Annotated in this window: 9 protein-coding genes; 5 read left to right on the top strand and 4 right to left on the bottom strand. The window is 61.5% G+C overall.

What is annotated here, in order from left to right:
- Nucleotides 1-43 precede the first annotated feature (43 nt).
- Nucleotides 44-1,726, top strand: coding sequence for a glucose-6-phosphate isomerase (pgi, locus tag ACSJJT_RS05985; RefSeq protein ID WP_435917435.1), 1,683 nt, complete (start codon nucleotides 44-46; stop codon nucleotides 1,724-1,726).
- A gap of 488 nt (nucleotides 1,727-2,214) precedes the next feature.
- Nucleotides 2,215-2,844, top strand: coding sequence for a SanA/YdcF family protein (locus ACSJJT_RS05980; RefSeq protein ID WP_435917686.1), 630 nt, complete (start codon nucleotides 2,215-2,217; stop codon nucleotides 2,842-2,844).
- Between the two features lie 103 nt (nucleotides 2,845-2,947).
- On the opposite strand, the gene ACSJJT_RS05975 is transcribed toward ACSJJT_RS05980, so the two are convergent.
- The gene (locus tag ACSJJT_RS05975; protein WP_016666319.1) at nucleotides 2,948-3,769 is read right to left on the bottom strand and encodes an aldo/keto reductase; all 822 of its coding nucleotides are present in this window, start codon (nucleotides 3,767-3,769) and stop codon (nucleotides 2,948-2,950) included.
- A gap of 156 nt (nucleotides 3,770-3,925) precedes the next feature.
- Here ACSJJT_RS05975 and argS point away from each other — a divergent pair, with 156 nt between their 5' ends.
- Complete coding sequence (gene argS, locus ACSJJT_RS05970; RefSeq protein ID WP_435917434.1) at nucleotides 3,926-5,596, top strand: arginine--tRNA ligase; 1,671 nt, start codon at nucleotides 3,926-3,928, stop codon at nucleotides 5,594-5,596.
- 147 nt (nucleotides 5,597-5,743) lie between these two features.
- Here the strand turns inward: argS and ACSJJT_RS05965 are convergent, their stop codons facing one another.
- The 3 genes from ACSJJT_RS05965 to ACSJJT_RS05955 form a co-directional block, all read right to left on the bottom strand.
- The gene (locus ACSJJT_RS05965) at nucleotides 5,744-6,268 is read right to left on the bottom strand and encodes a hypothetical protein (RefSeq protein WP_435917433.1); all 525 of its coding nucleotides are present in this window, start codon (nucleotides 6,266-6,268) and stop codon (nucleotides 5,744-5,746) included.
- 480 nt (nucleotides 6,269-6,748) lie between these two features.
- The gene (locus ACSJJT_RS05960) at nucleotides 6,749-7,030 is read right to left on the bottom strand and encodes a hypothetical protein (protein WP_004809539.1); all 282 of its coding nucleotides are present in this window, start codon (nucleotides 7,028-7,030) and stop codon (nucleotides 6,749-6,751) included.
- A 151-nt stretch (nucleotides 7,031-7,181) separates the two neighbouring features.
- Nucleotides 7,182-9,143 (bottom strand): serine/threonine-protein kinase, encoded by a 1,962-nt coding sequence (locus ACSJJT_RS05955; protein WP_435917432.1) that lies wholly within the window; start codon nucleotides 9,141-9,143, stop codon nucleotides 7,182-7,184.
- 581 nt (nucleotides 9,144-9,724) lie between these two features.
- Here ACSJJT_RS05955 and ACSJJT_RS05950 point away from each other — a divergent pair.
- Both ACSJJT_RS05950 and ACSJJT_RS05945 read left to right on the top strand, forming a co-directional pair.
- Nucleotides 9,725-12,160, top strand: a complete 2,436-nt coding sequence (locus ACSJJT_RS05950) for a hypothetical protein (RefSeq protein WP_435917431.1) — start codon at nucleotides 9,725-9,727, stop codon at nucleotides 12,158-12,160.
- Nucleotides 12,157-13,431 carry a hypothetical protein gene (locus ACSJJT_RS05945; RefSeq protein WP_004809534.1) on the top strand — a complete coding sequence of 425 codons (1,275 nt, stop codon included), beginning with the start codon at nucleotides 12,157-12,159 and terminating at the stop codon, nucleotides 13,429-13,431. The genes ACSJJT_RS05950 and ACSJJT_RS05945 overlap by 4 nt, the downstream gene beginning before the upstream one ends.
- Nucleotides 13,432-13,464 lie beyond the last annotated feature (33 nt).

The raw sequence follows: 13,464 nt of genomic DNA, 5'->3' as shown, positions 1-13,464 counted from the left end.
GCGGCGATGACACGGGTTCCACCCCATCTCCTAGGCTGGGAACATGCAGACTCCCATTGATGCCACGAGGACTCCCGCTTGGGGAAAGCTCACTGATCTGAGGTCCACCTTCGCCGACGGGCCGCACAAGCTGCGCCGGTTGTTCGACGCTGATCCGAAGCGTGCCGAGCGCTACACCCTCGACCTGGCCGACTTGCACGTCGACCTGTCCAAGAATCTCCTCACGGACGAGATTCGTGACGCCCTTCTCGACTTGGCCGACCAGACCAAGGTTGCTGAGCGTCGCGACGCCATGTACTCCGGAGAGCACATCAACGTCACCGAGGACCGCGCCGTCCTCCACACCGCCTTGCGTCGCCCGGAGTCCGACTCCCTCACCGTTGACGGTGGGGACGCCGTCGTCGACGTTCACGAGGTCCTCAAGAAGGTCTACGACTTCGCCGACAAGGTCCGTTCCGGGGAGTGGAAGGGAGTCACGGGCAAGCCGATCCGCACCGTCATCAACGTTGGCATCGGTGGTTCCGATCTCGGCCCCGTGATGGCCTACGAGGCCCTCAAACCCTACGTCCAGGAGGGCCTGGAGTGCCGTTTCATCTCCAACATCGATCCGACGGATGCCGCCGTCAAGACCGCTGATCTCGACCCCGAGACGACCCTGGTCATCATCGCCTCCAAGACCTTCACCACCCTCGAGACCCTGACCAACGCCCGGTGTGTGCGTGCCTGGCTGCTCGACGGTCTGGTCGGCGCCGGTGCCATCGAAGACACCGAGGAGGCCCGTCGCGCAGCTGTCGCCAAGCATTTCGTTGCTGTCTCGACCGCTCTGGACAAGGTCGAGGAGTTCAGCATCGACCCCGTCAACGCCTTCGGATTCTGGAGCTGGGTCGGTGGCCGCTATTCGGTGGATTCCGCCGTCGGTACCTCGCTGGCCGTGGCTGTCGGGCCGAAGGGATTTGAGAACTTCCTGGCCGGATTCCGCGCCGTTGACGAGCACTTCGCCACTGCTGCACCGGAGCAGAACGTCCCGCTGCTCATGGGCATGTTGAACATCTGGTACGTCAACTTCTGGAAGGCCCACTCGCACGCCGTGCTGCCGTACGCCCAGTACCTGCACCGTTTCCCGGCGTACTTGCAGCAGCTGACCATGGAGTCCAACGGCAAGTCGGTGCGTTGGGACGGCTCGGCGGTGACCACAGATACTGGCGAGATCTTCTGGGGTGAGCCGGGAACCAACGGCCAGCACGCCTTCTATCAGCTCATCCACCAGGGCACCCGCCTCATCCCCGCCGACTTCATCGCGGTGGCCAACCCGGCTCACCCGGCCAGGGATGGCGAGACCGATGTCCACGAGCTGTTCCTCAGCAACTTCTTCGCCCAGACCGCTGCGTTGGCGTTCGGTAAGACTGCTGATGAGGTGCGCGCCGAGGGCACCGACGAGGCCATTGTGCCAGCGCGGGTCTTCCCTGGAGACCGTCCGACGACGTCGATCATGGCCTCCGAGCTGTCCCCGAAGGTCCTCGGAGAGCTCATCGCTTTGTACGAGCACATCACCTTCGTGCAGGGTGTCGTGTGGGGTATCGATTCCTTCGACCAGTGGGGTGTCGAGCTCGGCAAGAAGCTCGCCCTCCAGATCGCCCCGGCCGTTTCCGGTGACGAGAAGGCCCTGGAGTCCCAGGATTCCTCCACGGCCTCCCTGGTGACCTGGTACCGGGATCATCGGCGGTGATCACTGCGGGGTGGTGTTTGGCGGCAGGGATACCGTCAAACACCACCCTAAGAAACGCTGTACCTTCGTATAGGTCGTGAACGTTTCGTTCGATTTCTGGATCTCTCTGTAAAAGACTTTAACGCAACAGCTAAGCTTACATAATAGGGCGAACTAGATCGTCGTATGTTTATGAAAATTACTGCTGGGTTGCTAGCTGAAGAGAAGGTCTAGCGCGTGGATGTATTATTGATGTCGAGTGAGTCTTGGGTTATCTCGATATTGATCGTCGCCGTCGTTATTCTTGTGGTCATTATTGGCCTTCTAGTGGCCATCCTCCGCAAAGGCGATAAGCGGTAGGGATAGCGACAGAGTTTTGGATAGGCGACGTGGTGCTGTGGTGACTTCTTTGTGCTTTCACGCACCATTGCAGTCGCTGGACGCCGCGAGTGAAACACGGGTTATACAGTGGGAGTGTGAGTTCGTACCGCCGACACCCGATTCGCACTGTGATCGTGTCGACATGCATTGCTGCCCTTGTTGCACTGTTGGGACCTTGGGCGCTGGCTGGGGCACTGTCATACGGCAGGGTTCATGACGTCGCTGACACCGAACCGCGCGACGTCGCCATTGTCCTCGGTGCCCAAGTCCTGCCCTCGGGTACCCCGTCGGCCTATCTGCGAGGACGCCTCGACGTTGCTGCGGATCTCTACCGCAGCGGCAAGGCCAAGGTCATCCTGGTGTCGGGAGACAACCGAGAGACTCACTACAACGAGCCCAAGGTGATGAAGACGTACCTCGTCAGCAAGGGAGTTCCGGCGGCCAGGATCGTCGAGGACTTCGCTGGTCTCGACACCTACGACACCTGTGTTCGGGCTCGACGGATCTTCGGGGTCGACCGGGCCATCATGGTGACGCAGGACTACCACGAGATCCGTACCGTCGCGACGTGCCGGATGACCGGTCTGGATGCCACTGGCACCCCTGACCGCTCCCAGATTCACGACAAGGTGTGGTGGAAGGGATGGGCCCGCGAGTTCGGGGCGCGCGGAAAGATGATCATCGACGTCGTCTCCCACCGCGACCCGGTCCTGGGCAAGCCCGAGGACGGTGTGGAGAAAGCCCTCAAGGCAGCCTGACGCGGAACCGTCACATGCGGAACCGCCGCGCTGATAGGTCTACCAACGACAACGACGCGGGGATGAATCGTTCCCGCGTCGTCATGTTCCGTGTCGTGGCGGATCAGAAATCGGCGGTAGCCGGGTCCCCGCCAATGCGGTTGCCACGATCCAGACCGTCGATCGCGGCGATCTGATCGTCAGACAGCTCGAAGTCGAAGACGTCGAAGTTCTCGACGATGCGCGACGGGGTCACCGACTTCGGGAACACGATGTTGCCGATCTGCAGGTGCCATCGGATGACGACCTGAGCCGGGGACTTACCGGTCGCCCTGGAGATGTCGGCGAGCACCGGGGTGTCGAGGTCCTTCGACTGGCCGAGCGGGCTCCACGCCTCTGGGTTGATGCCGCGGTCAGCTAGCACCTTGCGGAAGCTCGCCTGGTTGAAGGACGGGTGCATCTCGATCTGGTCGACGCTCGGGGTGGCTCCCTCGATGGCGTCCAGGTGCTCGGTGTTGAAGTTGGAGACGCCGATGGAACGGGTCAGTCCCTCGGACTTGAACTCCTGCAGGGCATTCCAGGCCTCCACGTAGGCGTCACCGTACTTGACGTTGGCCGGCCAGTGGATGAGGTACAGATCGACGTGATCGAGGCCGAGCTTGGACAGGCTGGTCTCGATGGCCTTGCGGGCGTCGTCGGCGTGGTGGGCGTCATTCCACAGCTTGGTAGTGACGAAGAGGTCCTTGCGATCCAGGCCAGAGGCGGCGAGAGCACGACCAACCCCCTCCTCGTTGCCGTAGATGGCGGCAGTGTCGATGTGACGGAAACCGGCCTCCAGGGCGGTGCTGACAGCCTTTTCAGCCTCGTCGGCGGGAACCTGCCAGGTGCCGAAGCCGAGCTGGGGGATGGTAATTCCGTCGTTGAGGGTGATGGTGGGAACGCTCATGATCCTCCTTGCGATTCGGTGCTCGCGTGCTTGGTCACCAGGGACAACGTAGGAACCGTCTCATCTGTTCCCCGGCGCCACCGCCCATGCTGACCCCTCTCCAAGCCGCCTCGCGCCGGGTGGAGAAGCTGATCGACGCCGTGGGAGAATAGCGCTATGTCGTCTCTTCCTACTCAGCTCGCTGCCCGGATCCAGGCCGTCACCGGCACTGATCCTCAGTTGCGCCCCGCTACGAAGCCACAGTTCGGGCATTTCCAGTCCAACGTCGCACTGCGGCTGGCCAAGGAGGAAGGACGCCCGCCTCGCGACGTCGCTGCCGATATCGTCGCCAAGCTCGATGTCGAGGACCTGTGCGAGACCCCTGACATTGCCGGCCCGGGGTTCATCAACCTGCGTCTGCGTTCCGACGTGCTGGCCCGCGTCGCATCCGACCTCATCACCGACCCCCACGTCGGCATCGTCCAGGTTGAGCAGCCGCAGCGGGTCGTCATCGACTATTCGGCCCCCAACGTCGCCAAGCAGATGCACGTTGGCCATCTTCGTTCGACCATCATTGGCGACTGCTTCAATCGGGTGCTCAGCTCTCAGGGCCACACCGTCATTCCACAGAACCATCTGGGCGACTGGGGCACCCAGTTCGGCATGCTCGTCGAGTACATCGTCGAGAATCGGATGGACGTCTCCGAGTTCGACCTGGCCGAGGTCGAGCAGCTCTACAAGGATTCCAAGAAGACCTTCGACGCTGACCCCGAGTTTGCTGACCGCGCCCGTCGTCGTGTCGTCAAGCTGCAGGGTGGGGACGAGGAGACCCTGCGCATCTGGCGCACCCTCATTGACGTTTCTCTAGAAGGGTTCAACGTCAACTACGCCCGCCTGTCGGTGTTGCTAACTGACGAGGACCTCGCCGGTGAGTCCACCTACAACGACGACTTGCCGAGGGTCGTTGACGAGCTCGAGGCCGACGGCCTGGCCGTCGAGGACAACGGGGCCCTGTGTGTCTTCGTCGAGGATCAGGACGCCCCGATGATCGTGCGCAAGAAGGATGGCGGTTTCGGCTACGACGCCACTGACCTCGCCGCGATCCGTCGTCGGGTTGGCAAGCTCAAGGCCGATCGCATCATCTACGTCACCGACGTCCGTCAGAGCCACCACTTCGAGGTGCTGTTCAAGGTCGCTCGGATGGCTGAGTTCCTGCCTGACGATGTCGAGGCCCAGCACGTTGGCTACGGGATGGTTCTTGGCCCTGACGGCCACCCGTTCAAGACCCGCGAGGGGGGCACGGTCGCCTTGGCCAGCCTCCTCGACGAGGCCGAGACCCACGCCGCGCCCAACATCGCCCTGGCCGCCATCAAGTACGCCGACCTGTCGAATGGCCTGCAGAAGGACTACGTCTTCGACGCCGAGCGGATGGTTCGGACCACCGGTGACACCGGCCCTTACCTGCAGTACGCCCACGCCCGCGTCTCCCAGATCCTGCGCAGGGCAGCCGCCGAAGCCAACCCGAACGTCGACTCCGAGGCCGACCTGGAGTCCATGGTGTGGGGTCGCATCAGCGTTCTCGACGAGCCGGCCGAGCAGCAGCTGGCCCTGCTGTTGTCGCGCTTCGGTGAGGTTGTCGAGGTCGTCGCCAACGACCTGACCCCGCACAAGTTGTGCACCTACCTCTACGAGCTGGCTGGCGCCTATTCAGTCTTCTACGAGCAGTGTCCGGTGCTTCGTAGTACCGGTGAGGTGCGCGGGTCCCGCCTGGCTCTGTGCGCCGCCACCCGTCGAGTCTTGGGGCGCGGTCTGGACTTGTTGGGTATTGACGCTCCCGACCGAATGTGATCATTGTACGTTCTGACGATGTGAATGCCGCGGCCCATTGTGGCCGCGGCATTCACGTTTGCGGTGCGGTGGGAAAAGGTATGTATTGCGCGGTATATGGGCTTTTCACAGATGAGGGTGTCGAGGCCTTCAATCCGCGAGTACCTGCTAGTCCTCCTCGGGGCGAGCGAAGAACACTCCCTCCGCTGTGGTACGTATGACCCGCGCCGCCCGCACAAAATCTGGATACGAATCATATATGTCTCGACGCGCATAGTTCACCGCTGACACAAGAGCATCGTCGTCAATCATCGGCTCCGCTTTCGCGTTCCCGCAGTTGACATACTCAGGCGAAAAAATGCGACAGGCCATCTCTGTCATCATCATGGCCACATCCTCATCATTCTCGTCCCCATTGGCCGGTGATCTCCCCATTGCCACAAGGCGAAACAAATTCTTCTGCTTGGCGTACTCATCCGCGCTGACGTCCACGCGGAGATGACCCTGCGGGGCCCAGATAGAGGCGATACCCCCGTCGGCCACGAGACTTCGGACCAACTCATGCTCGGTAGCCAATTGTGTGGCTAACGCCGCCCGTTTCGAGTCTGCGGTGAATCGCCATTCGCTCAACTCAGGATAAAGACCACCCACCTGGCTACACCACTCAACCACGCGCGCAGCAACATCCTCCATCCCCGGAGAAGATGGCCGCCAAGCACACTCTAGTGACCACATCAAAGATCATCTCCTTTTCACGGAAACGTGATTATCGAATACAAGGATATGACTGATCTTAATCTTCATAGGAACCAACCGACGCGCCGCCTCAGCAGCCGTCAGCCCGGCCTGCGATCTGCAGCTCATAGGCGCGAGAATCCGCGGGTCGATATTGCGAGTGCAATGGTGGATAACGCCCGCAGTATTGGGTGGGCATACTCGATCAAGTCGCGCATAGGAGTTGAGCCCTCACACTGTTCCCAGGGGGTAGTGTGAGGGCTCAGCTACGCAAGGTCCATCTCATCGTCGGGCTTGGAACTCCTTGTACGGCAGAGCACGTGTCCATCCGTGATTGGCGCCAGACGTACAGGCGGTCCAAGGGCCGATGATGGGCAATAACAAAAGGCGTCGACGGTCCAGCGGGCCGCCGACGCCGAGTAGCGTGAGGTGCGTCGCTCAGGCGCCGCCGCCAGCAGTGAAGATGTCGCGAGAGATCTTCTCCAACTGGGCACGCAACTCCTCGAGTTCCTGCTGGGCCTTGTCAAGGGCGGACTTGGTCTGCGGCCACGTCTCTGAGCGGAACTGCTGGGCCAGGGGGCCGTCCCAGACATTCGGCTGGCTCAGGATCTGGCCCTGGACGTCGAGCGCCTGGATCTGGTCGTTGAGACCACCCTGGATGATTCTCTGGATCTGGCTGATGGCCGACTTGGCCTCTTCCGTAGAAAGAACTCGGGACATTCTTTGCTCCTGGGTTAGATGGCCGTGGGGCCGGGGCTAATGATGTACGTCTAGCGGAGGGCCTACCCGGTAGGAAAGCCAACTGCGTGAGACAAGCAGGACGTTATCAGGGAGATGGTTCAACCGGTTCGCCTTCCCCAATAACTACCCGTTAGCCGCCTCGAGGGACGATCGCAAACTCAGGCGACGTGAGGTCAGTGAAGTTACCCACGCTGGCTCGCACCGTACACTTGGGATTCGGGTTGACCGCTGTGACGACGAGGCCATCGGCGGAGACGTTGACAGCCCCGCCACATCCATCCACAAATCGAACAGTGTTCTCGCCGCCCACCGTCTGGAGCATCGTCGAGGCCTCCCCCATTGCGGGACTGCGATAGAGCACGTTCAACTGGTCAGGTCCGCTCGGCCACACAGGCACTAGACTGATGCGGATCGTCTCGCCTCCAACCGCGCGTTTCGGGACGATCAATTGGATATCAGTGAGGCGCTGGACAGGGTAGGCCACCGACTTGGTTTCCGCGTCAGTGATCGCTTTCTGCGTAGCCGTAGCCTGATCATCGAGCCACTTTTGGAGGTCCTGAGCTGAGCCATTCTCCGGTAGGATCACCGCCTTCACGGTGACGCTGGCCCCTTTATGGATGGTGAGATCATCGATACTCCAGCCGCACGTGGCCTGGATGCCAGTAGTTGACGCCTTGTGGGGGGTCGCCTTGACATCTCCCTGCCATGACAGGGTCGGGCAGGGCTTGCCCTGTTCTAAAGGTCCGATGACTTGGAGAATCGGTCCGTGCAGTTCAGCCTTCTGAGCGGAGAAGGTAAAAGTGAGGACGGCCCCACCAGATTCATTGGACTCAGCGGACCGCTGCACGGTCAGGCCGCTGGGTAGCGTGGTATCGACGGAAGCCGCCTTCGCGCTGACCGTGTTGGTCGGCTTGTCGCCATGATTGTTCATGGTCATTGACAGCCACACAAGACCACCTACCACCAGCACAGTCCCGAGAATCACGCTGATGAGTTGCTGTGGCTTCTTGTACCAAGGGGCTTCGTTGTCCTCGAGTACCAGGGCGGGTTCTGGCTGGTCAGCGATGGGCTCCGGCGCTCGGGTTGGGGTCATAGACCGAAGCATCGTTGCACCCTCGGCGCGTCCGACATCGGGTGCCTCTCCCATTGTGATGGGCGCATGCGACTCAGCGGGCCGCTCCGTGACGATGCCACGAACTGCGGTTGCTGGCCGTTCTTCCATCACGAAGTCTTCGGGGCCACTTATCGGCGTTAGCGCAGGTTGGTTCTGGCAGTGGGCCGAAGCGTTCCGCAGCGCCGCCGCAGCCTGACTGGCGGTGGGACGGTTGGCGGGCGCCTTGTCAAGGAGCCCGGTAAGAAGAGACGCCACCTCCTCAGAAACCGGCAAGGGCGGCACGAGGGCACTCACATGCCGGTATGCGACGGCAAAGTCTGTTCCGGGCCCGGCGAATGGGGTGCGACCCCCCAGTAACTCGTAGAGCATGACGCCAGCCGCGTAGACGTCTGCTGCTGCGCCACCTTCGCCCGTCGTTATCATCTCAGGTGCCATGTACTCCGGCGTCCCGAGGAGGCCTGTGGTAGTGCGAACACGAGCAGTCAGGATGCTAGCAATACCAAAGTCGCTGACCTTGATTGCGTCGCCGGGGAGATCTTCCCAGCCCTTCTCCAACAGCACGTTGTCCGGCTTGATGTCGCGATGAATTATGCCTTGAGCGTGAGCTGCTGCCATGGCGTCAAAGACCTGCGACATGACAACCAGAGCGAGTGCCGGGGGAAGGATTCGACGATGCTGTAGAACATCGCGCAGGGAGCCGCCGTCCATGTAATCCATCACGATGGCCAACTGCTCGCCCTCGACGACAAGGTCGTGGATCGCGACGACGTTCGGGTGATGAAGATTCATGAGCAGCGAACGCTCTCGGACAAAGCGCTCAACCAACTTAGGGTCCTGCGCATGTTCGCGGTGTAAGAGTTTCGCCGCCAACACCTCGCCAGTGCGGGCGTCTTGGGCTAGCCGTACCTCACCAGTCGCACCACGGCCCAGTGTGTCCCCGAGGCGGTAGTTGGCCCCCAACGGGGCAGTGAACTCCATGCTCTTCATCCTCACGATGCCGACGCCGGCCCGAAATCCTGTCGCGCCTCAGACTATCGTGTGGCGGTGAACCTCCAGGGCCTATGCTTTAGCGGGGATTTTGGCATCTGGAAGGGACCGGTATGACTTCACAGGACTCTGGACGATCATCGCTACGCAGCAGACTTGTCGCAGGTGCTGTAGCAATCGCGTTGATGGCCGCAGGTACTGGGTGCGGTGCCAAGGATGTGGGTCAAGGGCCGGTCCACAGAGTCCTGCAGTCAGTTGAGGTGGGAATGCGGGCTGATGCGTCGATCCAGACCATCGGCAGCACCACCGTGTCGGTTGCCGATGATCCTGCCAAGGCCACCACGGTAACAACGTCCTTCCCTCCACGCGAGGTCGTAGGTGACCTGCCAGTACGCGTTCAGACCGCCTATCGAACGAAGGATAGGTCGGGCACCAATCTTGACGAGCTCAAGGGCTACAGTGGCCGAATCGAGATTGATCTGGCCGTAGAGAACCTCACTGTCAAACCCCGCGAGGTCGCCTACGACGTCGCAGGCGTCCGTAAGACCCGCACTGCGCTCATTGGCGCTCCGATGACAGTCGTCGCTTCCACTGTCTTGAACAACACTCCTGCGGGTGGCGTTGTCACAGGTGACCTCACCGACGCCAAGGTTACAAACGGGCTTCTTAGCCGCAACTCGCGGGGAATGGCCACCGTGCAGTGGGCGACCATCCTGGCGCCGCCACAGTTGAATGCCAACGCCACTTTGCGCATGGTCGCCGACGTCAAGGACTTTGAGATCCCCACCTTCAACGTTTCGGTCCAGCCTGGCCTAGTCACCGATCCTTCTGTCGCCGCTCTGCTGGACTCGTCGTTTAATCAGGACACCGGTTCTGAGATTGAGTTGCAACGCAAGACCATCGAACTCATCGGCCAGGTCAATGAAGTTCTGGCGCGCTCGTCTAAGACCATCGGCGATGTTCGCTCTAATCTTGATGCCTCGTCCAAGACACTGGGCGACAAGTCCATCGCCGAGTTGAACAGGTCGACGACGTCTGTCGCGGCATCGGTCAAGTACCTTGACCAGCAACTCAAGAGCCTCAATCAGCAGTTGTCTACGACTCTCAATAGCAGCCGCTCTATGCTGCTCTCCAAGATGCAGTCGACGGTGGCCATGATGGACGCCATGCTCGGCGATACGACAGCTACGCCGCCCACCCCGAGTGTCGACTCGAAGGGCTGCGCGTCGACCGTGGCAACTCCTCACGCCGCCACGAGCGTCTACGGCAACCTCATGCAGGTTTCTAGCCAGTTGAACGGCTATGCGACCGCAACTGATCAATGCCGGGCGCAGGTGGTCAGACAACTGTTGCTGACCGTCGGTCCGGCTACGCCGACTGTGGAGCAGTGCATGGACCCTCGTGCGTCGGGCTCGGTCACGTGTGACCTGCGCATGACCCAAATGACGATGGACAACTCGCTGCTCAAGATCAACGAGGAGGGGCAGAAACTCGTCGCTAGCCTGGACCCAACGGCCGTAAATGATGCGATAACCGGCTTTCAAGAACTTAACAGTGGTGTGAAGGACTTGGAGAGCCTCGCTGGTCATGGTGGAGTAATGGATGGTCACTACGCTGAAGCGTTGTACGACCTTCGAACCGCGAAAGGCCGCATTGAGGATGGCATGACTACCCTCCACCGCCACGCCGAAGGTCAAAAGTCCGACGTGGATGTGGCATTGGCAAGGCTGCGAGCCCAGAGGACCGAGATCGCCGACCCCGCCACCGGCATGCTGGCTCAAATGGAGGCCATCGCCGACGGCGTCTGCGAGTTGGGGCCCACCGCCAGCCTGACGAGCAGCCCCAGCGCCTCGGCGTCGGCCACCCCGGACCCCTCGGCTAGCCCTGATCCGACCCCAGCTCCGACAACCCCAACCCCGGCTCCGGCAGCCCCCTCTGCCCCCTACACGCGCGACCAGTTGCGCGCGATGTCGACAGGGACGACGTGCACTGGCCGGAGGACCCGCGCGTCCCAGCGCCCGGCCAAGTGGAAGGCCACCGATGACATGCGGACGCGCTTGACCGATCAGCTGGCAGGGATTGATGCGGCCATTAGCCTGCTCGAGAAGCAGTCTGCAGCATGGCAAGAGGTCATCAACTGGACTGTGGTAGATGCTCCGGATGACGATTCCACCACTTATCACGCCTTTAACCTCGACATCAAGTGGATCGACGATGGCATCGCTGCGTTGAAAGAAGGCCACACCTTCAGCGATTCGTATAGTCAGGAACTGAAGGCGGCGGTTGCCAGCCTGGCTGAAGGCCGGGATCACATGGGCCCCCGTCTGACGGCGCTCCAGGCGCAACAGGAAGGTCTGAGCGCCGCAATTACGGAAGGCTTCAGTCGCGCCACGGCAAACGCACGCACGGACCTTGCCAAGTCCATGACCCAGACTCAGCGACGCGTGGTCGAGGACACCTTGGTTGATGCATCAGGCGTCAGCAGCATGTTCGTTGCGTCGGTTAAGGGCCTCAACTCCGCCAGCGTGACTATCTCCCGCAACGGAACAAAGAGTATTAGGGAGGAAGACGCCCAACTGGCTGGATCCAGTGCCAAGTTGGGAGAAGCCATTGACGAGATGGTCGAAACCAATCTGGCTGACATCGCGTCAAGTTTCTCGCGTTCTTCGCGTGACTTGTCTGGCGCTGGTGCTCTACTTCAGGCTGACCTGAACAAGGTGTTGCTGGACCTCGGCGATCGCAAGGTCAAGGGTCGCGGTCTGCTCGGTGCCATGGCTACTAGTTCAGCCAAGGTCGGCTCTGCCGACTACCAGTTAGCCATGGCCTCGGGGGCGGCGACGGAGTATGCCTCGGTGCGAGGCCGCGACATCGATACACTTCTGTTGCGTCAGGCCCAGTTGAAGGCGGCTACGGAGTCTCAGGGCGAGCTTCCCGCATTCCGTGCCAAGGTTCCTGCTGGCGCCGACGCCCAAACGGTTTACAACTTCACGATCGGACCCACCAAGTGAGTAAGCGTCTTTACGCCCTTCTCATCGCAGCAGCAGTTCTTGTTGTCGCCGTAACCGGTTGGGGGGTGTGGAGCATGCAGCACCGGGAAAAGCCGCAACCACCGGCCGCTTCAGTACCTGTTCAGTTGCATGCCGACGTGCCGAAGGACACGAGCATTGCGCTGATCTTGACGCTGTCCTCTGATCCCGGGCAAGGCAGCGAGTGGCGCGATGCTGCCGCTGGCGCCGAAGTTGCCATCCATCGGTTCGCGATGTCGGGGACAAAGATCAGTCTGACGGTTTTCGACGATCACGGGACCGCGTCAGGCTCGGCGGAGGCTGTCGCGAAGGCTCGCAAGGCCCGCGTCAGCGGCATCGTATATGCATCAACCGGCGATCATCTCCTTGCGGGTGTGAAGGCTGCGGCTCACAGCGGCACCCCAGTGCTCTTGCCGTACTACTCCGATGTAGCGTCGTTGCCGACCGGCGCGTGGAGCACCGGGCCGAGTGACGAGGACATCGCTGCGGTGATGGCCAACTTGATCACGCAGCAAAAGTTGGATCCTCTGCTGACTATCAATGCCGGCGGGAAGATCCCGCAGGGGATCGAGGGTGCCCGAATGCTGCCGCTCGACCCGAAGATCGACCGCAGCGTTTCTGCCAAGGTCCTATCAAAGACTCTCGGCCGGAGTAAGCCGCAGGGGATCGTCGCTGCGGGCCCGGCTCTCACGCTGGGCCAGACCGTCGCACTAATCCAGGGCGTCGGCTCCCACGTTCCCGTCGTGCTGACGCCTGAGGCGCTTAGCCCCGGCTTCTACCAGGGGCTTGTGAAGGCCAATGGCACTGCTTCTACCGAGCTCTTCTCCGTCGGAGCGGCGAGCGGTGACGCACAGAGCCTGGGCACCGACGAAGCGGCCCGATCCATGTCAGCTTATCTCGCCGGACTGCGCTTGCTGGCTGCCGACCCCGGTGCCAAGAACCCGGTAGGGGATGACTCCTTCAGCACTGTCGCCGCAGTAGCCGATAGCCGTAGCCACGACGCCGTCGTGGCGTTGGTTCGCGCAGTGGAGAAGGCACAGGTGAAGGACTCTGGGGCAGTGTCGGCCAGTCTTGCCAACATGACCGTTGGATATGACCAGGGAATTACTGGGAGCCCGCTGGACTTCACGCGCCCGGCGGCGTTCCCGAAGGACCGCGTAGTTCCCCTCAGTTCCGGACAAGACACACTTGGGCTACGGCCAGCTCCGGCGTCGGGGGTGGCTCCGCTTGTGTGGTTCCCTGCTCGGCCATAGCGTTCGTAAGCGTCCCTCGGGGTCGAGCTCCAC

This window comes from Cutibacterium nasicola (assembly GCF_051303185.1).
Lineage (GTDB): Bacteria > Actinomycetota > Actinomycetes > Propionibacteriales > Propionibacteriaceae > Cutibacterium.
The sequence above is the reverse complement of the archived record's forward strand: the minus strand, read 5'-3'. Positions and strand labels throughout refer to the sequence as shown.